We start from the raw sequence: 18,970 nt of genomic DNA, 5'->3' as shown, positions 1-18,970 counted from the left end.
AATGCGGCAATTTTTGCATTCTGAACCCGACTAACTGATGACAGCAGTATTTTCGCTGGCGGCCTGTGCTGAACCCTGGCAACAGGCTGATGCCAGTAAGGCACCGGCTACCCTGTTACCCTGGCTGTTGGAGCCGGCGTCACTGACCGCCCGTTTAAAAGCGCACTGCCAGCAATTCCGGCTGCAGTTGCTGGCGGAACAATCCTTGCCACTGCCGCAGACCTTGCAGCCGCTGTTGCCGGCCAGTAGCCTTTGTACCCGCCGCGAGGTGTTAATGTGGTGCGATCAACAAGCGGCTGTCTATGCCCAGAGTTGGATCCCGCAGTCCAGCCAACAACGCTTGCAGCAGCTGGCTGCCCTCGGGGAACAGCCATTGGGCGAGTTGTTGTTTCAGTATCCGGATTTGCAACGTAGTCCGATTGAAATTGCCCGGCTTAGCCTGCCGCGGCCAAGCGCAGAGATCGCTGCGGGTGAATATTGGGCCAGACGCTCCGTGTTCTCGGTAGCCGGTGCGCCCTTATTAGTGGCAGAGGTTTTTCTGCCGGTGGTGGAGACGCTATGACAACGCTAAGCTGGCAACGACGCCAGGCCTACTGGCAATTGATGCGGCTGGATAAGCCGATCGGCACCTATCTGCTGCTATGGCCTACCTGGTGGGCATTATGGCTTGCTGCGGATGGGATCCCGCCTCTCGATTACTGGCTGATCTTTAGCCTCGGCGTGCTGTTAATGCGCTCGGCGGGTTGTGTGATCAATGATTATGCCGATCGCCATTTTGATGGTCAGGTGAACCGCACTAAAGCCCGGCCACTGGCCAGTGGCCAGCTACAGCCGGTTGAAGCGCTGCAGCTGTTTCTGCTGTTGCTGTTACTGGCTGCCAGCTTACTGCTGTTCTTAAACCGGCAAACCCAACTGCTGGCGCTGGTGGCCGTGCTGCTGGCCAGCAGCTATCCCTTTATGAAACGCTACACCCATCTGCCTCAGCTGGTATTGGGCGCGGCCTATAGCTGGGGGATCCCGATGGCCTTTATGGCGCTGCAGGGTGAGGTGCCACTGTACGCCTGGTGGCTGTATCTGGCGAATCTGCTGTGGACAGTGGCCTATGATACCTTTTATGCGCTGGTCGACCGTGACGATGATCTCAAGGCCGGTATTAAATCGACGGCGGTGTTGTTTGGCCGTTATGCCCAGCCGGTGATAGCGCTGTTGCAACTCGGCTTTTTAGGCCTGTTGGCATTGCTGGGGCAAACGCTGGCACTGGGCTGGCCGTTCTTTTTAGCCCTGGCGCTCTGTGTGCCGGCTTTTGCCTGGCAGCACTACCGGGCGACAAAGGGGCCTCAGGGCGCCTTTGCCGCGTTCCTGGATAACCATTATGTTGGTATGCTGCTGTTTGTCGGTTTGGCGGTGGCGCTGGGAGTCTAATATGAAAGCCTATTTACTCAGTTTACTGTTGTTAGCAGGTTGCAGCAGCGTGCAGGCAGAGCCGCCGTTTGGCAGGGCCCAGATCGCCTTTGCCGGACAGCAAGTTGCGGTGCAACTGGCCGATACGCCGGCGTTACGAGCCCGCGGTCTGATGTTTCAGCAAAGTGCCGAGCCGGGTATGCTGCTGTTATACACGGTGCCGGAGCCAATAAGTTTGTGGATGCGTAATACCGGTCTGGAGCTGGATGTCGCCTTTATTGATGCCAACTGGCAAATTCAGAGTATTAAGCCGCTTGAGCCTTATGATGAAAGCATTGTCAGCTCGGAAGGCCCGGTGATTGCCGCCCTGGAGAAACCGCGCGGCTGGTTTGCCGCCCGCGGCTTGACGGTCGGCAGTCAGCTCAGCTTAGTTCGCGACTGACAGCCGGCTAGCGGCTGGGATCAATCAGGCCATTCAGGCTGTTATTGCGCCGAAACCAGCCGGCTATGCTAAAGCGCGGGCTGCTGGCTGGCAACACTTCATGTGGAAAGCGCTCACTCTCAAACACAATTAACCCGCCGGCTGCTGGCTGAAACTGCCGGATCAACTGATCCTGCTCGTCATACAATGCCAGAGCGCCACCTTCAGTGACGCTGTTAAGATAGGTGACCGTGGTCAGCACCCGGTTGGAGCGGCCCTGAAAGGCGTCCAGATGCTTCTGATAGAAGTCACCGCTTTGATAACGCGCATAATGGCATTCAAAATCAAACAGGCCGAGCAGACAGCGTTGGTTAAATACCTGCTGTAACTGCTGCATCAGTGCCAGATACTGCTGTTGTGCCGGCGTACTGCCGTCCAGCCAGGCGGTGTGGTCGCGCCGGATCTGTTGATCCTGCAAATGCGCGGCCTGGCGGCCCACGCCTGCCGCGCGTAGCGGCTGCTGCTGCAAATCCTCCAATAGCGCAGAGGTTAGCGGCTCGGGTAAAAAAGTGGGTAGCCAAACCCAGCCCTGCTGATAGAAGGGGGTGATAATGCTGTCCCAGTCGGTTGCGGTTGGCGCTGACATAATGACTCCAAAAGCGGTAACGGACATAGTTTGCCATAGCAGTGAGCCAGCTCATAGCGACTCGCGTATCAGCAACATAAGAAACAGGAGGAATGACCATGCGCATCGCTTTACTTGCGGCGACACTGCTGCTGACCGCTTGCAGCAAAACTGTACTGGACTACCGGCAACAAACGCCGGTATTAAAACTGGATGAGTTTTTCGCCGGCAGTGGCCGCGCCTATGGCGTGCTACACGACTGGCGTGGCCGCCAGACGCTACGCTTTACGGCGGATCTGTGTGGCGAATGGCAACAAGGCCGTGGCGACCTGTACGAGGTGTTTTATTTTAGTGACGGCCGTATTGAGCAGCGGCACTGGCGGTTGCAGCAAGACAATTCAGGCAAAATTAGTGGTACAGCCGGTGACGTGGTAGGGGAAGCCAGCGGCCAACTGGCCGGTAATGCGTTGTATTGGCAATATGTATTGCGCATCCCTTACGACGGTAGCACCCTGGATGTGACAGTTAAAGACTGGCTATATCTGATTGATCCGCAAAATCTGATTAACCGCACCACGATGCATAAGTTTGGGTTGAAGGTGGCGGAGTTGACGTTATCGATCCAACAAACCGATAGCAGTGCAGACTGTACGCCTTTAAAGCAGCAGGTTGCTGAGCTGGCAGCCAAGTTGTAACAGGATCGGGTGTTGCACCGTTGAGCCCGCTGTGGGCTCAACAATGTTGAATACATTTAGCGGCGGCTGGGAAACTGCTGAAAAATATGATTGACGACCCGCGCGGTGGACTCGCGTGGTTGCTGCAGATCCTGCTGGCTTAATACACCCTCGGCAATCCCTTCCCACACCAGTTGCTTACGGCTGGCATCCACTAAATCAATATTCACGGTGCCAACGCGGTAATGTACTGTTTCGACATCGGTTTGATAATAGGGGAAAGGCGCATACAGACCACGGCGATAATAATAGTAGCTGTACGGATGCAGACTGGGTGAAGTGGTAGTGCGCACTTCTGAACGCTGTGCCACGTTAGAGTTAAAGTTAATCAACAGCTGTGGCTCATCGCTTAGCCGGTAACCGCGCGCCGTCATCTCCGCCGTAATAGCGGCTTTCAGGTGCTGGGTCACCAGGCTGGTATAACCGGCGCGATCAGTTGCCAACTCGGACATAAAGCCAAAGGTTTGATAACTACTCAGGTCGACGTTCGGCGCCTGATCGGTCCGCACTTTAGGGCCTGAGGCACAGGCTGTTAACCACAAGGCTGAGGCCAGCAGGATGCCGCGCCAGAGCCAGGAAGAATGCTGCTTATTCATAACTACCGCCATCTCAATCAACTTAGCCTTGATATCTTACTATACTGCGCCAGCCATTTCTGCGATCAACCCGGCTGCGACTTGCATATTTTGACGCTGGCAAGCAAACTAAGTTCCGGCTGGCACAGCAAATTACCCAGCCAGACAGGAGTCACTGACTTTGTGCTGCTAAGAAGTTAGCATTGCATGCGCGCTGCTATTACACTTAGCATAGTGTATTGCCAGCCTGTAACGGCAGATTTTACGAGATAATAATGAAAACAAAGGATAAAACGCCAACCAGAGCTGAACCTGAAGCAGTCAGTCAACAGGCGTCAGCCGCCCTGTCTGATGCACTGGCCAGCTTTGCCACCCAGTTACAGCAACAGCAGCAACTCTGGCTGCAACAAATGCAAACTGCGCTGGATGCTCAATGGCAACAGCGGCTTATCGCCCACGAACAGGCTTATCAAAAACTCTACAAAGATTGGCAACAAAGCCAGCAGCAGCTGGAGTTGGCTGTGCCGGCACCTGCTGCCGATCCGCGGCTGTTGCAGGAACAGGAACGGCAAAATCAGCAATTACGGCAAAGACTGCAGCAATTAGAAGCGCAGTTAGCCGGGTTGCAGCAACAACAAGCCAGTGCGGCAGAACAACACGCCTCAGAACAGCAAACGGCTGGTCAGTTGCAGCAACAGTTAGCCGAGCTGCAACAGGCAATGCAGGTGCAGCAGGAGGCGCTGACCGTGGCCGATACCGCTTATGCAGCGGAACGGCAAAAGGTGGCAGAGCTGGAGCAACAGCTGGCTGCAGCCAGTGTCGGCACTGCCAGTACGCTGAGTGCTGAACAGCAAAAAGTTACCGAGCTGCAACAACAACTGGCACAGACTACTACACAGCTGCAGCAACACGAACAACAGGCGGCCAAGGTACAGGCAGACGCCGAACAGAAACTGGCGGATTTAACCGAACAGCTACAACAGCGTGAACAGCAAACGCTGGCCGCTCAGGCAGAAGCCGAACAGAAACTGGCGGCGCTTAGCGAGCAGCTACAGCAACGCGAACAGCAAGTGACTGCCACCCAGGCAGAAGCCGAACAGAAACTGGCGGATTTAACCGAACAGCTACAACAGCGTGAACAGCAAGTGCTGGCCGCTCAGGCAGAAGCCGAACAGAGACTGGCGGCGCTAAGCGAGCAACTACAGCAACGTGAACAGCAGGTTACTGCCACCCAGGCAGACGCCGGGCAGAAACTGGTGGAATTAACCGAACAGCTACAACAGCGTGAGCAGCAAGCGGCAGCCGCCCAGGCAGAAGCCGAACAGAAACTGACCGAACTGACCGAACAGCTGCAGCAACATAAACAACAAGCGGCAGCAGCTGTTGCCGCTGAACAACAAAAGGCTGACGAACTGGCGGCTCAGGTGTCGTCATTACAACAACAACTGGAGCTGGTACAGGCTGAGTTTGAGTCGCAGCGCCAGCAGATACAGCAACTGACTGAGCAGCAGACAGAGCTGGGGCAGAAACTGCAATTTAAGCAGCAGATGTATCTGCAATTGCAGGAAGAAAATCAGGTGCTGAATCAGCAACAAAGCGAGCAGCTTGCCCAATTACAGCAACTGGCCGCCAGTGAACAGCAATTACGGGAACAACTGGAGCGGCAGGATTTACTGCTGCAACAGGCCCGCTTGCGGCTGGAGGTCACAGTTGAGAAACAGCAGTTGGAAGCGGATCAGGCCCGGGAGACCATTCGGGTGCTGCGGCAGGAATTAGCCAAAGGCCAGGAAGAGCATCAGGCGGCCTTATCCGATCTGCAAAGCCGGCTGACCGAATATAAGCTGAAATTTGAATATGCACAGCGTCAGCTGTCAACCATGCCATAATAGGCGCCAAAGCAGGCCGGCTAGCCTGCTATTTTTTTGACAGGAATACTCTTTTTTAGGAATGCTATGAAACAAAAAGCCAATAACTTTCAGCAGATGCGCGAACTTAATCTGGCGCAGCAGGCAGCTATTGCTGCCAGTTTGCTGGAGCGGATGTTACCGAATTATCAACTGTTTAGCGAAGTCAGTCAGTTCGGCGATCCGGTGTTGGTGCGCAAAATTCTTGATCTGTGCTGGGAGTGGCTGACGGTACCGAAAGCAAAAATCAATTTCGAGCGCCTGGCGGAAGAACTGGAGTTGGCGACGCCTGAGGTCAATCATTACGATATGTTCGGGGTCTATCCGGCGGTTGATTGCGCCACAGCGCTGGATATGATGCTTAATGGCATCCGCGAACAGGATGCCGCCGAATTTGTTAATGTGGCGAAGATTTCGCAGGCCACCGTGGCCCGGCTGATTGAATATGAAGCGGAAGACGCGGATATTACCACCGAAGCTGAGCTGAAAAAGCTGGTGCGGGATCACCCCTTGATGCAATACGAGATGGAATGTCTGGCGGAGCTGATCGAACTGGTCAAACCGATGACGCGGATCGGCCGCGAACAAATGCAGCAGTTAAAAGCCTGGGTCAAAGAGCAGGGGCTGACCAACCTCGGCATGGAGCTTAGCCCGGAGACAGAGTAACCCTATTTAGCGGCTACTCTGGCGCAGAAAGAGGCGATAGGCCAGCTGGCCGGCAACCTTTTCCTTTAGCAGCTGCCAGTTGGCGGGTATGGCGCCTAATGCCAGTTCTTTCTCGGTTTCCAGATAGATCAGGGCGCTGTCTGTCAGCCAGCCCTGTTGCTCTAACGCCAGACAGCAAGGCAGTGCCAAGCCCTGCCGGAATGGCGGGTCGATCAACACCAGATTATATTGCCGCTGTGCCGGGCGCTGCAGCCATTGCAGACAATCGGCATTGACCACCTCAGCATTGCTCGCGGCCAACGCTTTCAGATGTTGCTGCAGCTGCCGCGCCAATGCCGGCGCTTTTTCTACCAGTGTCAGATAAGCAGCGTAGCGTGACAGTGCCTCTAAACCCAGGCTACCGCTACCGGCAAAACAATCCAGCACCGTACTTTCTGCCGTATCCTGCATCAGCCAGTTAAACAGGGTTTCCTTAACGCGGTCGGTCGTGGGTCTGAGGCCCGCGGCATCGGCTACCGGCAGCTTTTTACCCCGCCATTTACCACTGATGATTCTGACGAAACCGCTGGGGCCGCCTGCGCTACCACGACTGCTCGATTGTTTCATTGATTCGTTTTTGCCTGACAGATAAAGGTGTTAGTATAAGGCCAATTTTATCCTAGTTTTCAGCTCTGACCTAACTGCATATGACAAAACAGAATAAACTCTTTTCCTGGCTTGGTTTTGGTAAGAAGCCATCAGACGCACCCGACACGGCAACTCAGCCCGAGTCTACAGCCGCTAACGCGACAGCAACAACGGAAACCCCAGCCGCTGCTACGCCGGTTGCAGATGCTGCGGTAACGGCAGCGCCAGTAACGGATGCGTCTGCGGCCGACGTGCCGGTCCAGGAGGATCCGGCCGCCGCACAGCAGGCAGACAGCAGTCCGGCGCTGGTCACCGCTGCACCAGCGCCAGCAGCACCGGCAGAGGCTGCAGCACCCAAGGTTAACCCGATCTTGGATAACCCGAAAAAGCCAGGTCTGTTTGCCCGCTTAAAGCAGGGACTGGCGAAAACCAGTCTGAATCTGGGGGCTGGTTTAGCCTCACTGTTCGTCGGCAAGAAAATTGATGACGAGCTGTACGAAGAGCTGGAAACGCAGTTACTACTGGCTGACGTCGGTATGGATACGACCCAGAAGCTGATTAAACAGTTAACCAGCCATGCTGATCGCAAGGCACTGAAAGACGCTGGTCTGCTGTATGAAAAACTGCAGCAGGATATGGCCGAGTTGTTGCAGCACGTGGAACAGCCGCTGCAACCTGAAGCCAGTGACGGCCCCTTTGTGATCCTGATGGTCGGGGTAAACGGTGTTGGTAAAACCACGACTATCGGTAAGATGGCACAGCAGTTTAAGCAGCAGGGCAAAACCGTGATGCTGGCGGCTGGCGATACCTTCCGGGCCGCCGCGGTGGAGCAGCTGCAGGTGTGGGGCGAACGTAATCAGATCCCGGTGATTGCCCAGCATACCGGCGCGGATAGCGCCTCAGTGATTTTTGATGCTTATCAGGCGGCCAAAGCCCGTAAAGTCGATGTGCTGATCGCTGATACCGCCGGCCGCTTACAAAATAAAGCGCATCTGATGGAAGAGCTGAAGAAGATTGTCCGGGTATTGCAAAAGATTGAGCCGGCGGCACCGCACGAAGTGATGCTGACGCTGGATGCCGGTACCGGCCAGAATGCGCTGAGTCAGGCCAAACTTTTTAACGAAGCGGTCCCCCTGACCGGTATTAGTTTGACCAAGCTGGATGGTACTGCCAAAGGCGGGGTGATCTTTGCGATTGCCGATCAGTTTAAGGTGCCGATCCGTTTTATCGGGGTGGGGGAAGCCATCGATGACCTGCGGCAGTTCCAGGCCCAGGACTTTATCCGGGCGCTGTTTAACAAGGAATAACCGCTATGCTGCAGTTTGATCAGGTAAGTAAAAGCTATCCGGGTGGCTTTGTAGCACTGGAGCGGATTAACTTTCGCATCGCGAAAGGCGAAATGGTGTTTCTGACCGGCCACTCCGGCGCAGGTAAAAGTACTATCCTGAAACTGATCAGCATGATTGAACGCCCCAGCACCGGCCGGGTGATGATTAACAATATCGATCTTAGCCGCTTAAAACGCAGTCAAATTCCCTATGTCCGGCGCGATGTCGGCATTATTTACCAGAATCACCGGCTGCTGATGAACCATACGGTATTTGATAATGTGGCCTTGCCGCTGGTGATTGAAGGTTTTACCGGCAAGGAAATGGTAAAACGGGTGCATGCCGCGCTGGATAAGGTTGGTTTACTGGATAAGCAGCGTTGTTTACCACAGACCTTATCAGGCGGTGAGCAGCAGCGGGTGGGTATTGCCCGTGCTGTGGTTAATAAGCCGCCGTTACTGCTGGCAGATGAGCCAACCGGTAATCTGGATCCGGAACTGTCACGCGACATTATGCGGGTGTTTGAAGCCTTTAATCAGGTTGGCGTCTCGGTGCTGGTGGCAACCCATGATTTGGGGCTGATTGCCCGGATGCGTTACCGCACCCTGACGTTAAAGCAGGGCCGGATGATTAATGACGGCCTGATGCCGGCACAGGAGCCGCTATGAGTATTTTGTTCAGTAGCCGGGCCCATGGCGCTAAGGCCAGCCGCGTTAATGCCATACAGCGTTTTGTGATGTTTTTTGTGCACCATATCCGCCAGGCGGTATTTAGTTTGGGCGAGCTCTGGCGGACGCCGGGTTCCTCGCTGCTGACGATAGCGGTACTGGGATTGAGCCTGACGCTGCCAACGACGCTGCACCTGCTGGTCAAGAATGTGCAGCAAATTAGTGGGGGCTTTGCCAAGGCTGCAGAAATCAATTTATTTATCCGTGATACCGCGACACCGCAGCAAGTGCAGAGCCTGAAAACCATTCTCGAAGCAGACAGTCAGATCGCCGGCGTGCGGCATATCAGTAAAGAGGCGGCGATGGCAGAATTTCGCGAGGCGTCCGGCTTTGGCGCGGCGCTAAATTATCTGACCGACAACCCGCTGCCGGATGTGCTGGTGGTGCTACCGGTGCATACTGAACCTGCTGCCGCCCGTCAGTTACAACAGCAGCTGGAAAAAGAGCGGATAGTCGAGTTTGCCAAGCTGGATCTGGAATGGCTGCAACGGCTGGATGCGCTGGTGCTGCTGTTACAGCAAGCTGTGGTGGCCATTGGTCTGCTGTTACTCAGTGCCGTGTTATTGATTGTCAGCAACACCATCCGCTTATCAATTATTAATAAACGCGATGAAATTGAAGTGATGAAGCTGGTCGGCGCGACCGATGCTTTTATTCAGCGACCTTTTCTTTATACCGGGCTTTGGTTCGGCGTCTTTGGTGGGCTATTGGCCTTTCTGGTCACCGAAGCCTTACTCTGGTGGTTGCGCGGCGCCATTGCCAGTATCAGCAGCCTGTACCAGAGCGATTTTCAGTTACAGGCGATGAGTCTGTATGAATTCGGCGGCTTGCTGTTACTGGCGATCCTGCTCGGGGTACTGGGATCCTATCTGTCGGTACGTCGTCATTTACGTGCCATTGAGCCGTCCTGAGCCAGTTGCCGCTAAGCTGACAGCTGGTTATAAAAATTGCTTATCTTATAAAAACCAGATCTATAAAGAGTTGCAACTAGTATTAGCACTCTCAGTCAAAGAGTGCTAATATCAGCTCACTTAGTTCAACACAGGATAAGCAATACCATGACGAAATCAGCTTACATGCCCCTTACGGTAGCAGCCAGCGGTAGTCTGGAGGCTTACACCCATGCCGTCAGTACTATCCCGATGCTGAGCGCTGAAGAAGAGCGCGGTCTGGCCGAACGCCTGCAGCAAGACGGTGATTTAGAAGCGGCGCGCCAGTTGATTATGTCGCATCTGCGTTTTGTGGTGCATATTGCCCGCAGCTATGCCGGTTATGGCCTGCCAATCAGCGATTTAATTCAAGAAGGTAATATTGGCCTGATGAAAGCGGTAAAGCGCTTTGACCCGGCGGTAGGCGTGCGCCTGGTGTCTTTCGCCGTGCACTGGATTAAAGCCGAAATTCATGAATATGTGCTAAAAAACTGGCGCATCGTTAAAATTGCCACCACTAAGGCACAGCGTAAACTGTTCTTTAATCTGCGTAAGGCCAAAAAGCATCTGGGCTGGTTTAATCAGCAGGAAGTACAGCAGGTCGCTGAATCACTGGGTGTGGCCGAGCACGAAGTGCGTGAAATGGAAGCGCGGATGAGCAACTATGATATGCCATTCGATGCGCCGGATGAGGACGACGAGCAGGCCTATACGGCGCCGGTATACTATCTGGAAGATAAAAGTTCTGATCTGGCGGCGCAGGTTGCCGATGATCAGTGGGACACTGCAGCAGTGGATCGGCTACAGGCGGCGATTCGCACCCTGGATGATCGCAGCCAGGATATCGTACGTGCCCGTTGGCTGGATAACCAGAAGCTGACCCTGCAGGAGCTGGCCGATCGCTATCAGGTCTCAGCTGAGCGGGTGCGGCAGCTGGAGAAAAATGCGATGAAAAAGCTGCAGCAGGCATTGCAGCACTAATAGTCAAAACAGACTGACAAAAAACGGCGCCGCAGCGCCGTTTTTGCTTATTATACCCAATGGATTTCAAGATGCACGTAGGCGGCAAGTTCGTTCATCCCCATGAGCTTAGCTTTACTAAGTGATTGGGCCGGGCTGGCGCTCCAGTGGACGGACGCAGCCAACACCCGTGCATCTTGAAAGACGAAGGGTATAAGCGATGATTATTCTTCCTGTGGTGCCGCGATCGCCGGTGCGGTCACACCTGCCGCTATCACCTGATGTTCCTGTGGCAGTAACGCCGAGATCCCCACCAGCTCAATGCCTTCTGCCTGCAACTGCGGCAAGCGGCGTTTTAGAAAGCGATAGGTTTCCGGGTACGGATGACCAATCGCAATCGCGACCTGATGGCGGCGGGCAATTTGCAGTAATTGTTTAAACTGCCGCTCCAGCGCCGCTTCGCTTAACTCATTGTCTAAAAATACATGCCGCGACAGCAGCGTCACGCCATGCTGGCTGGCGTACTTTTTGGCGGTACTTTGTGGGGTGGTCAGGCTGTCGACAAAGAACAACCGGCGCTGCTGCAGGTACTCCATGGTCCAGTCCATTGGCTGCTCCAGCGCGGTAAACAGACTTCCCATATGGTTGTTAATGCCAATAGCGTATGGGATATCTGCCAGCGCCTGCTGCAGGGTATGATGAATTTGCTGGCGGCTCATATTGCGGGTCAGCGCGCCCGGCCCCAGCGCATTTTGCTGGCTGGCTTCCATCGGCATATGCAGCATCACATCTTTTTTCGCCTGAGCGGCTTGTCTGGCGGCTTGCCGGCCATAGGGAGTATGCGGCAGTACGGCATAGGTTAGCGCATGCGGCAGCTCAACCATCTTCAGATCGGCGCGTTGATAACCAATATCATCGATAATGATCGCAATCCGGGGGCTGGCCAGTAGCGGTAAACTCAGACAGCACAGGCTCAGACATAACAGACGCAGCAGTCGCACTAGGATTCCTTTTATTGCTCCGGTTTTCCGCTTGTCATGCGCAGCATACTGAAAAACCTGATATTAACCTCACCCATTCAGGTTATAGGACAGCCTTAGTCGGGTGCAAGTTTTTTATTGTGCGCCCAGCCAATTTAACGGGTTAACTGCTTCGCCTTTTTCCCGGATTTCAAAATACAACCCCGGGTCTGCCTGACCACCACTGGCGCCAACCTGAGCAATGGCATCACCGGCGCGCACATTGTCACCGGGCTGCTTCAGTAAACTCTGGTTATGGCCATACAGACTCATAAAGCCTTTACCGTGGTCAACCACAATCACCCAGCCATAGCCTTTTAGCCAGTCGGCGTAGATCACCCGGCCATCCGCGATGCTCTGCACATTAGCACCGCTTACCCCCTGGATCAGGATACCGCGTGAGGCCAGGCCACCTTGGCGGTTTTGCCCAAAGCGCTGCAATACCCGGCCACGCAGTGGCCAGGGATACTTGCCCCGACCTGCGGTCAGCCCTGACAGATCGCGATTACGCTCCGCCAGACGACGTAGCTCGTTGATGGTATTTTGCAGCGTGGTTTCGTTTTGCCGCAGATAACTAAGCTGATTACCCTGCTGCTTTAACAGCGCCTGCAATTCATTGACGGACGCCTGCTGGCTACCGCGGGCTTCGCTCAGTTGTTGCTGTTGTTGTTGCAGGGCACTGAGTTCGGTTTGTAACTGCTGCTGTTGATTGGCCAGTTGCTGTTTGACCTGATCCAGTTCACTGACGGTATGATTGATTTGAGCTAGCTGACGTAATCTGGCCTGATTAAAGTACTGATAATAGGTCAGCACCCGTTCCAGCTTGCCGGTATCCTGTTGGTTTAACAGCAAGCGCGAGTAATCGTGCTGACCCAGGCTGTAGGCACTTTTTAGTTGTTCAGCCAATAATTGCTGCTGCTCTGCCAGTTGTTGCTGCAATTGCTGTTGCTGCCGGTTCAGGTTAGCACTTTCCCGCTCCAGCCGTTGCTGGCGGCCCTGAGTGTCCCTGAGTTTACGAGCGGCTTCCGCCAGAGCTTTGTCTGCGGCCTGCAACCGCTGCTCCGCCTGTTGCAATTGACGGCGTTGTTGCCGGACTTGCTGCTCGGTTTGCTTGATTTGTTGCTGTAGCTGCTGTAATTCCCGCTCAGCCTGCGGCGTCTGCTGGGCAGACGTGGCTGTGGACAGCAGGCTGAGCCAGAAACAGCCTGCGAACAGGTAAGGCAAGCGCTTTGACATTAACGCAATTGCATCAGGACTTTGCCGGTCATCTCGGCGGGGATCGGCATACCCATCAGCTGCAGCATGGTCGGCGCGATATCGCTGAGGATGCCACCTTCCACTGCCGTAGCCGGGCGGCCGACATAGATCAGCGGCACAGGATCACTGGTATGGGCGGTATGGGCCTGGCCAGAATCCGGGTCCTGCATTTGTTCGGCATTACCATGATCTGCGGTGATCAGGCACTCACCACCAACCTGTTGTAAGGCTGCAACCACCCGGCCAATACTGCGGTCAACTGCTTCGACGGCCTTGATGGCGGCTGACATAATGCCGGTATGACCAACCATATCGCCGTTCGGATAGTTACAGATAATCACATCAAACTTACCGCTGTGAATGGCGGCGACTAACTTGTCAGTCAGTTCTTCCGAGCTCATTTCAGGTTGCAGGTCATAGGTGGCGACCTGTGGCGACGGCACCAGGATCCGCTCTTCGCCGGCAAACAGCTCTTCGCGACCGCCACTGAAAAAGAAAGTCACATGCGCATATTTTTCGGTTTCGGAGATCCGCAGCTGGGTTTTCTGATGCTTAGCCAGCCATTCACCCAGCACATTGTTCAGACTTTCTGGCGGATAAGCACAGGGCGCCGCAATATCAGCAGCATATTCGGTCAGCATCACAAACTGGCTTAACTTCGGTTGCGCCTGGCGGACAAAGCCATTGAAATCAGCATCGACAAAGGCGCGGGTAAACTGACGGGCCCGGTCTGCGCGGAAATTCATAAAGATCAGCGCATCGCCGTCCTGTAAGTGAATTGGTTCGCCGGCAGCATTCAAAATGGCAGAGGCTTTGACAAACTCATCGTTCTCATCACGCTGATAGGCGGCTTGCAAGGCGTCACTGGCCGAGTTAAAGCGATACGCGGCCTGACCTTGCGTCAGCAGATTATAAGCTTGTTCTACCCGGTCCCAGCGTTTGTCACGGTCCATCGCGTAGTAACGGCCGATAATGGACGCGATCTGACCTTTACCACTTTGCGCGAAGTGTTGTTCAAACAGCGCCAGCGAGGCGGCGGCACTGCGTGGCGGGGTGTCGCGGCCATCCAAAAAGGCATGCAGATACACCTGGGTCGCGCCACGTTGCTCTGCCAGTTGCACCATTGCCAGTAAGTGTTCTTCATGGCTATGTACACCACCCGGTGACAGCAAGCCCATCAGATGCACGGCTTTGCCCTGACTAACTGCGGCATCTACCGCCTGCACCAGCACTGGATTCTGATAAAAATCACCATCAGCGATGGCTTTGGTAATGCGGGTAAAGTCCTGATATACCACCCGGCCCGAGCCAAGATTGACATGGCCAACTTCGGAGTTACCCATTTGCCCGTCAGGCAAACCGACATCCAGGCCAGAGCCGGAAATCAGGGTGTGTGGATACTGTTGCCATAAGGCATCCATTACCGGGGTATTGGCTTGGGCGATCGCATTATGCTGTTGTTCCTCACGGTAGCCCCATCCATCCAGAATTAATAAAACCAGGGGTTTTTTCGGTGCGGACATAGCATCTCCCTTAACAGATTACAAAGGTGGCGGAATAATGCGCTTATCTTACCGTTTTTTTGCTTTTGCACCAGTGATGATTCGCCGTTAGCCGCCGGTACTAACCGGCTGAGCGGTTTTTTAGCTGTCGATTTTCGATAAAATCGGTATACTCAGCGCTGTTTTTAATCTCAACCAGAAGAAATTTTGCCCTATGGACCAAATGATCGAATTTATTGGAAATCATCTGCTGCTCAGCATGATCTGGCTGGTGTTAGTGGTACTGATTATCGGTGGCTGGTTAAAGTCGAAATTGTCACCGGTGAAAGCGGTCAGCCCGACCGAACTGACGTTAAAAGTGAACCGTGAAAATGCCGTACTACTGGATATTCGCAGTGAGGACGATTTCCGCAAGGGGCATATTACCGACGCCCGGAACCTTAAGCAGGAGCAAATTGCTAATCTGCAGTTGTCTGGCCTTGAAAAGCAAAAAGATACGCCCATTATAGTAGTGTGTCAGATGGGTGTCAGTGCGCAAAAAGCCGCGGCAACCCTGTCTAAGCAAGGTTTTACTCAGGTTTCAGTGCTGCAGGGCGGTATGAATGCCTGGACCGGTGCCAGTTTGCCGGTTGTCAAAGCAAAGAGGTAAGCATGGCAGACGTTGTTATTTACACTAAAGCATATTGCCCCTACTGTGTCAGAGCGGTAGGCTTATTGCGTGAGAAGCAGGTGGCTTATCAGGAGATCAGCATCGATCTGCACCCTGAGCGCCGGGATGAGATGATTAGCCGGGCGAATGGCCGCACTACAGTGCCGCAGATCTTTATTGGTGAACAGCACATTGGTGGCTGTGACGATATGGTTGCTCTGGATAACCAGGGTAAACTCGATTCATTATTACAAGCATAACTAAACAGGATTTATCATGGCAGAACAACAAGCCAATGGCATCGCAGCAGAACAGGCTGCACAGGGTTTACAGTTTGCAATTCAACGCATCTTCGTAAAAGACATTTCTTTTGAAGCGCCAAATGCCCCTGCGATTTTCCGCAAAGAGTGGAAGCCGGAAGTTAAACTGGATTTAGATACCCGCAGCGAAAAGCTGGAAGACAATGTTTATCAGGTTATCCTGTCACTGACCGTGACTACCACTGTTGGTGAAGAAACTGCCTTCCTGTGTGAAGTACAACAAGCAGGTATTTTCTCTATCGGTGCTTTAGAAGAGCCGCAAATGGCGCATATGCTGGCGGCATTCTGTCCGAACATTCTGTTCCCGTACGCACGGGAAGCGGTGTCTAACCTGGTTAACCGTGGTACCTTCCCACAGCTGAATCTGGCACCGGTTAACTTTGACGCCTTATTTGCACAGTATCTGCAACAGCGTCAGGCCGAAACTCAGCAACTGAACGCTTAATGAGCAGCGCTTCTGCGATCACGGTATTAGGGGCAGGGTCTTACGGCACTGCCCTTGCCATTTGTCTGGCCCGCAATGGTAACCCTATTACGCTGTGGGGCCGCAATGCTGCCGAAATGGCGCAGATGCAGCAGCAACGGCTGAATCAGAAATACCTGCCGGATATTCCACTGCCGCCAACCCTGGAAGTGACAGCGGATTTGGCGCATGCCGTGCAACAAAGCCGCGATATTCTGGTAGTGGTGCCCAGCCACGCCTTTGCTGAAACCCTGCGACAGATTAAGCCGTTACTGGCTGCGGATGCCCGGGTTGCCTGGGCAACCAAAGGTCTGGAGCCGGAAACCGGTCGCTTATTGCAGGATGTCGCCCGTGAGATCCTCGGTGAGCAGGTCTCGCTGGCGGTACTGTCCGGGCCCACCTTTGCCAAAGAAATGGCTGCTGGTTTACCCACTGCTATCTCGTTATCTTCTGCCGATCCGGCTTTTATCAAACAGCTGTCTGATCTGCTACATTGTGCCCGTACTTTCCGCGTCTATACCAATAGCGACTTTATTGGTGTGCAACTGGGGGGCGCGGTGAAGAACGTGATCGCCATTGGTGCTGGCATGGCCGATGGTATTGGTTTTGGTGCTAATGCCCGCACAGCCCTGATCACCCGGGGGCTGGCTGAAATGTGTCGTCTTGGCTGTGCCATGGGCGCGCAAAAGGATACCTTTATGGGCATGGCCGGGCTGGGAGATCTGGTATTAACCTGTACTGATAACCAGTCACGTAACCGCCGCTTTGGCTTGCTGTTGGGGCAGGGCAAAGGGGTCGAAGAGGCGATGCAGGCGATCGGTCAGGTGGTGGAAGGTTTCCGTAACGCCAAAGAGGTGTTTAATCTGGCGCAGCGGGTTGGCGTTGAAATGCCGATCACTGAGCAGATCTATCAGGTGTTATATCAAGGGAAAAACGTCAAGCTGGCAGCCCAGGATCTGCTGGGCCGCGAGCGTAAAGACGAGATCAGTTAGCCAGCTGCCGCTGATTATTCAGCAGTTGATTTTCTTTTAGTAATAGTTGTCCGATATCCTCAGCCGGCACCGCCCGGCTGAAGCGATGTCCTTGCTGACAGTCGCAGCCCATCACATGCAGCAGGTACGCCTGCATTTCAGTTTCGATATTGGTGGCAATCACATCCAACTGCAAATAGCCCGCTAATCGGATCAGGGTGGCGCAGATATTACGTTGTTGTTCCTGCTGCTCAATATAACGCACCAGCGAGGGTGCCAGTTTGACGCCGTGTAACGGAAATTGTCTTAGCTGATTCAGCGATGCTATACCATCACCGAAATTGTCGAGCAGGACCCGGAACCCCATGCGCTCCAGGCTGTGTAAGCGCTCACGCAGCCAAATAGTCGGGTGATTAAAAATCGCTTCCGGTAGCTCCAGCTCAAACAAACTGGCGCTCAGCTCAAACTCGCTGAGCGTATCCTGCATAAAACGGATAAAATCGGTTTGGGCAAACTGCTGGGCTGAAATATTCAGTGCCAGCCGGCCACGCATCAGCGCGGTTTGTTGCCAATAACTAACTTGTTTACAGGCTTTGCGAAATACCAGCCGATCCAGATTGATAATCAGGCCGGTTTCTTCTACCAGTGGCAGAAAGGTTGGTGGTGGCAGCATGCCGCGACGCGGGCTGGGCCAGCGCAATAAGGCCTCGAAACCGGCGATACGGTTACTGCTGATACTAAACTTGGGCTGATAAAACAGCTCAAACTCTCCCTGGGCTGCACTGCGGTAGAGTTCGCTTTCCAGTGCCAGATAATCCGGTGCCTGCTGCTGGCTGCCACTGTCGGCAAAACAAAGAGCATGGTCCTGCTGCTGGCTGGCCAGTCGTAGTGCCCGCTCCGCACTGTTGATTAAGTTGGTCGCATCTTCACCATCATTTGGACTGCAGCTGATACCTATTGCTAACCTCAGATTAGCGTAAGCAGCATCAGGATCAGCTTGTCGGAAGCCAGCAATGATTTTATGTGCCAGCTGATTAAGCAGGATGGTACTGTTGGTTTGGCACAGATGCGGTGGCACCAGAATCGCAAAGCAGTCACTTTGATAGCGTGCCAGCACTAATTTATCGGATACCAGCAATTGTAAACGTTTTGCCGCTTCGATGAGCTGAGACTCATCAGGGGTGACATCCATAGTGGCGGTCGGGCTGGTCCTGAGCTGGACTAATAGCAGGGCGACACTGGGGTAATGTTCGTCACAGCTTAGGATTGCCTGCCGTAATTGTTCAGTAAACAACAGTTGGTTCGGAAGTAAGGTACTGTCATCACGTAACACTTGCTGTTGTTGCCGCGCACTCTGGCTACGTAGATGGGTGATATTCTGGCCGTACAACATATAGCGCGGTTCTTTACTGCTCTGCTGGCGCAAGGTATGGATACTTAGCTTGAAGGCCTCACAATGACGTTCGTTTTTAAGCCAGGCTTCGCCGTGCCAAAAGCCTTGCTGTCGCAGTTGCTGTTTCAGCGTAAGGTCCAGTGCATGTTGGCCATCGGCATCGGCAAATAGCGGCAAACTGATACTGACACTGCTGTTATCCTGCTCTTTTAACAGGCTTTTTAACGAACTGCTGGCATTTCGTACTGCCAGATTGCGATCCAGAATAGCGATGGCACCCGGGGTCTCGGCCAGTAATTGCTGAAAATCCTGGCGCTGGGCATCCAGTGCGCGGCTGCGGCGTGTTAAACTAAGCCAGGTTAGGGCCAGCGCCAGGCTGAGTACACCAAGTGCCGCCAGCGTTAATAAGAAACCGCCTTCAATAACACTTTGTTCGGCGGCAGCGGGGAAAGACCAGCTCAGCAACAATAACCAAAGGCCCGGGGTGAGCAACAGCAT

21 protein-coding genes are annotated in these 18,970 nt (G+C 54.0%); 14 read left to right on the top strand and 7 right to left on the bottom strand.

Going from position 1 to position 18,970, the window contains the following annotated elements; translation table 11 throughout:
• Positions 1-37 precede the first annotated feature (37 nt).
• The 3 genes from H1D31_RS14065 to H1D31_RS14055 are packed head-to-tail and all read left to right on the top strand — an operon-like array spanning position 38 to position 1,843.
• On the top strand, positions 38-562 hold the full coding sequence (locus tag H1D31_RS14065) for a chorismate--pyruvate lyase family protein (protein WP_261259438.1): 525 nt from the start codon (positions 38-40) through the stop codon (positions 560-562).
• Positions 559-1,422 carry a 4-hydroxybenzoate octaprenyltransferase gene (ubiA, locus tag H1D31_RS14060; RefSeq protein ID WP_261259435.1) on the top strand — a complete coding sequence of 288 codons (864 nt, stop codon included), beginning with the start codon at positions 559-561 and terminating at the stop codon, positions 1,420-1,422. The genes H1D31_RS14065 and ubiA overlap by 4 nt, the downstream gene beginning before the upstream one ends.
• 1 nt (position 1,423) lies before the next feature.
• A complete protein-coding gene (locus H1D31_RS14055) occupies positions 1,424-1,843 on the top strand; it encodes a DUF192 domain-containing protein (RefSeq protein WP_008950101.1) in 420 nt (139 codons plus the stop codon).
• Positions 1,844-1,850: 7 nt separating this feature from the next.
• Here the strand turns inward: H1D31_RS14055 and H1D31_RS14050 are convergent, their stop codons facing one another.
• Positions 1,851-2,468: a 2OG-Fe(II) oxygenase gene (locus H1D31_RS14050; protein ID WP_261259431.1), complete on the bottom strand. Its 618-nt coding sequence runs from the start codon at positions 2,466-2,468 to the stop codon at positions 1,851-1,853.
• 98 nt (positions 2,469-2,566) lie between these two features.
• On the opposite strand from H1D31_RS14050, the gene H1D31_RS14045 reads away from it, so the two are divergent.
• A complete protein-coding gene (locus H1D31_RS14045; RefSeq protein ID WP_261259429.1) occupies positions 2,567-3,142 on the top strand; it encodes a DUF3833 domain-containing protein in 576 nt (191 codons plus the stop codon).
• A 56-nt stretch (positions 3,143-3,198) separates the two neighbouring features.
• On the opposite strand, the gene H1D31_RS14040 is transcribed toward H1D31_RS14045, so the two are convergent.
• A complete protein-coding gene (locus H1D31_RS14040; RefSeq protein WP_261259427.1) occupies positions 3,199-3,777 on the bottom strand; it encodes a DUF4136 domain-containing protein in 579 nt (192 codons plus the stop codon).
• A 254-nt stretch (positions 3,778-4,031) separates the two neighbouring features.
• Between H1D31_RS14040 and H1D31_RS14035 the strand changes: the two genes are divergently transcribed.
• Together H1D31_RS14035 and H1D31_RS14030 are read left to right on the top strand one after the other, a co-directional pair.
• Positions 4,032-5,642 (top strand): hypothetical protein, encoded by a 1,611-nt coding sequence (locus H1D31_RS14035; RefSeq protein WP_261259425.1) that lies wholly within the window; start codon positions 4,032-4,034, stop codon positions 5,640-5,642.
• Positions 5,643-5,708: 66 nt separating this feature from the next.
• Positions 5,709-6,326, top strand: a complete 618-nt coding sequence (locus H1D31_RS14030) for a YjaG family protein (RefSeq protein ID WP_261259424.1) — start codon at positions 5,709-5,711, stop codon at positions 6,324-6,326.
• A 6-nt stretch (positions 6,327-6,332) separates the two neighbouring features.
• On the opposite strand, the gene rsmD is transcribed toward H1D31_RS14030, so the two are convergent.
• Complete coding sequence (gene rsmD / locus H1D31_RS14025; protein WP_261259423.1) at positions 6,333-6,932, bottom strand: 16S rRNA (guanine(966)-N(2))-methyltransferase RsmD; 600 nt, start codon at positions 6,930-6,932, stop codon at positions 6,333-6,335.
• A gap of 80 nt (positions 6,933-7,012) precedes the next feature.
• On the opposite strand from rsmD, the gene ftsY reads away from it, so the two are divergent.
• The 4 genes from ftsY to rpoH all read left to right on the top strand — a co-directional run bounded on the left by ftsY (position 7,013) and on the right by rpoH (position 10,919).
• Positions 7,013-8,260 (top strand): signal recognition particle-docking protein FtsY, encoded by a 1,248-nt coding sequence (gene ftsY / locus H1D31_RS14020; protein WP_261259422.1) that lies wholly within the window; start codon positions 7,013-7,015, stop codon positions 8,258-8,260.
• 5 nt (positions 8,261-8,265) lie between these two features.
• Positions 8,266-8,949 carry a cell division ATP-binding protein FtsE gene (gene ftsE, locus H1D31_RS14015; RefSeq protein WP_008606962.1) on the top strand — a complete coding sequence of 228 codons (684 nt, stop codon included), beginning with the start codon at positions 8,266-8,268 and terminating at the stop codon, positions 8,947-8,949.
• The gene (gene ftsX / locus H1D31_RS14010) at positions 8,946-9,920 is read left to right on the top strand and encodes a permease-like cell division protein FtsX (RefSeq protein WP_261259420.1); all 975 of its coding nucleotides are present in this window, start codon (positions 8,946-8,948) and stop codon (positions 9,918-9,920) included. Before ftsE ends, ftsX begins: the two co-directional genes overlap by 4 nt.
• Positions 9,921-10,067: 147 nt before the next feature.
• On the top strand, positions 10,068-10,919 hold the full coding sequence (rpoH, locus tag H1D31_RS14005) for an RNA polymerase sigma factor RpoH (RefSeq protein WP_008950091.1): 852 nt from the start codon (positions 10,068-10,070) through the stop codon (positions 10,917-10,919).
• 203 nt (positions 10,920-11,122) lie between these two features.
• Here rpoH and H1D31_RS14000 read toward each other — a convergent pair whose 3' ends face one another.
• The 3 genes from H1D31_RS14000 to gpmM all read right to left on the bottom strand — a co-directional run bounded on the left by H1D31_RS14000 (position 11,123) and on the right by gpmM (position 14,697).
• Positions 11,123-11,899, bottom strand: a complete 777-nt coding sequence (locus H1D31_RS14000) for a divergent polysaccharide deacetylase family protein (protein ID WP_008950090.1) — start codon at positions 11,897-11,899, stop codon at positions 11,123-11,125.
• Between the two features lie 114 nt (positions 11,900-12,013).
• Positions 12,014-13,153, bottom strand: a complete 1,140-nt coding sequence (locus H1D31_RS13995) for a murein hydrolase activator EnvC family protein (RefSeq protein ID WP_261259417.1) — start codon at positions 13,151-13,153, stop codon at positions 12,014-12,016.
• Positions 13,153-14,697, bottom strand: coding sequence for a 2,3-bisphosphoglycerate-independent phosphoglycerate mutase (gpmM, locus tag H1D31_RS13990; protein WP_261259416.1), 1,545 nt, complete (start codon positions 14,695-14,697; stop codon positions 13,153-13,155). Before gpmM ends, H1D31_RS13995 begins: the two co-directional genes overlap by 1 nt.
• Positions 14,698-14,899: 202 nt before the next feature.
• Between gpmM and H1D31_RS13985 the strand changes: the two genes are divergently transcribed.
• From H1D31_RS13985 to gpsA, 4 genes are read left to right on the top strand one after another with little or no spacing between them, the layout of a single operon-like run.
• Complete coding sequence (locus H1D31_RS13985) at positions 14,900-15,325, top strand: rhodanese-like domain-containing protein (protein WP_409976784.1); 426 nt, start codon at positions 14,900-14,902, stop codon at positions 15,323-15,325.
• A 2-nt stretch (positions 15,326-15,327) separates the two neighbouring features.
• Positions 15,328-15,585 carry a glutaredoxin 3 gene (gene grxC, locus H1D31_RS13980; RefSeq protein WP_261259412.1) on the top strand — a complete coding sequence of 86 codons (258 nt, stop codon included), beginning with the start codon at positions 15,328-15,330 and terminating at the stop codon, positions 15,583-15,585.
• A gap of 16 nt (positions 15,586-15,601) precedes the next feature.
• Positions 15,602-16,090, top strand: a complete 489-nt coding sequence (gene secB, locus H1D31_RS13975; protein ID WP_008606977.1) for a protein-export chaperone SecB — start codon at positions 15,602-15,604, stop codon at positions 16,088-16,090.
• Positions 16,090-17,100, top strand: coding sequence for an NAD(P)H-dependent glycerol-3-phosphate dehydrogenase (gene gpsA / locus H1D31_RS13970; protein WP_008606978.1), 1,011 nt, complete (start codon positions 16,090-16,092; stop codon positions 17,098-17,100). Before secB ends, gpsA begins: the two co-directional genes overlap by 1 nt.
• Here the strand turns inward: gpsA and H1D31_RS13965 are convergent.
• A complete protein-coding gene (locus H1D31_RS13965) occupies positions 17,093-18,970 on the bottom strand; it encodes a putative bifunctional diguanylate cyclase/phosphodiesterase (RefSeq protein WP_261259406.1) in 1,878 nt (625 codons plus the stop codon). The two genes, gpsA and H1D31_RS13965, sit on opposite strands and share 8 nt — an antisense overlap.

The sequence above is a fragment of the Alishewanella sp. BS5-314 genome (assembly GCF_025377695.1).
Classification (GTDB): Bacteria; Pseudomonadota; Gammaproteobacteria; order Enterobacterales; family Alteromonadaceae; genus Alishewanella; species Alishewanella aestuarii.
This window is presented reverse-complemented; position numbering and strand designations above follow the sequence as displayed.

Bases quoted from the DNA above. Each gene is read 5' to 3' on its own strand.
- rsmD (WP_261259423.1), bottom strand. From the start codon at position 6,932: ATGAAACAATCGAGCAGTCGTGGTAGCGCAGGCGGCCCCAGCGGTTTC.
- ftsX (WP_261259420.1), top strand. From the start codon at position 8,946: ATGAGTATTTTGTTCAGTAGCCGGGCCCATGGCGCTAAGGCCAGCCGC.
- H1D31_RS14035 (WP_261259425.1), top strand. From the start codon at position 4,032: ATGAAAACAAAGGATAAAACGCCAACCAGAGCTGAACCTGAAGCAGTC.
- H1D31_RS14030 (WP_261259424.1), top strand. From the start codon at position 5,709: ATGAAACAAAAAGCCAATAACTTTCAGCAGATGCGCGAACTTAATCTG.
- H1D31_RS14065 (WP_261259438.1), top strand. From the start codon at position 38: ATGACAGCAGTATTTTCGCTGGCGGCCTGTGCTGAACCCTGGCAACAG.
- ftsE (WP_008606962.1), top strand. From the start codon at position 8,266: ATGCTGCAGTTTGATCAGGTAAGTAAAAGCTATCCGGGTGGCTTTGTA.
- H1D31_RS13985 (WP_409976784.1), top strand. From the start codon at position 14,900: ATGATCGAATTTATTGGAAATCATCTGCTGCTCAGCATGATCTGGCTG.
- ftsY (WP_261259422.1), top strand. From the start codon at position 7,013: ATGACAAAACAGAATAAACTCTTTTCCTGGCTTGGTTTTGGTAAGAAG.
- secB (WP_008606977.1), top strand. From the start codon at position 15,602: ATGGCAGAACAACAAGCCAATGGCATCGCAGCAGAACAGGCTGCACAG.
- H1D31_RS14045 (WP_261259429.1), top strand. From the start codon at position 2,567: ATGCGCATCGCTTTACTTGCGGCGACACTGCTGCTGACCGCTTGCAGC.
- gpmM (WP_261259416.1), bottom strand. From the start codon at position 14,697: ATGTCCGCACCGAAAAAACCCCTGGTTTTATTAATTCTGGATGGATGG.
- H1D31_RS14040 (WP_261259427.1), bottom strand. From the start codon at position 3,777: ATGAATAAGCAGCATTCTTCCTGGCTCTGGCGCGGCATCCTGCTGGCC.
- grxC (WP_261259412.1), top strand. From the start codon at position 15,328: ATGGCAGACGTTGTTATTTACACTAAAGCATATTGCCCCTACTGTGTC.
- H1D31_RS14050 (WP_261259431.1), bottom strand. From the start codon at position 2,468: ATGTCAGCGCCAACCGCAACCGACTGGGACAGCATTATCACCCCCTTC.
- gpsA (WP_008606978.1), top strand. From the start codon at position 16,090: ATGAGCAGCGCTTCTGCGATCACGGTATTAGGGGCAGGGTCTTACGGC.
- rpoH (WP_008950091.1), top strand. From the start codon at position 10,068: ATGACGAAATCAGCTTACATGCCCCTTACGGTAGCAGCCAGCGGTAGT.
- H1D31_RS13995 (WP_261259417.1), bottom strand. From the start codon at position 13,153: ATGTCAAAGCGCTTGCCTTACCTGTTCGCAGGCTGTTTCTGGCTCAGC.
- ubiA (WP_261259435.1), top strand. From the start codon at position 559: ATGACAACGCTAAGCTGGCAACGACGCCAGGCCTACTGGCAATTGATG.
- H1D31_RS13965 (WP_261259406.1), bottom strand. From the start codon at position 18,970: ATGCTGTTGCTCACCCCGGGCCTTTGGTTATTGTTGCTGAGCTGGTCT.
- H1D31_RS14055 (WP_008950101.1), top strand. From the start codon at position 1,424: ATGAAAGCCTATTTACTCAGTTTACTGTTGTTAGCAGGTTGCAGCAGC.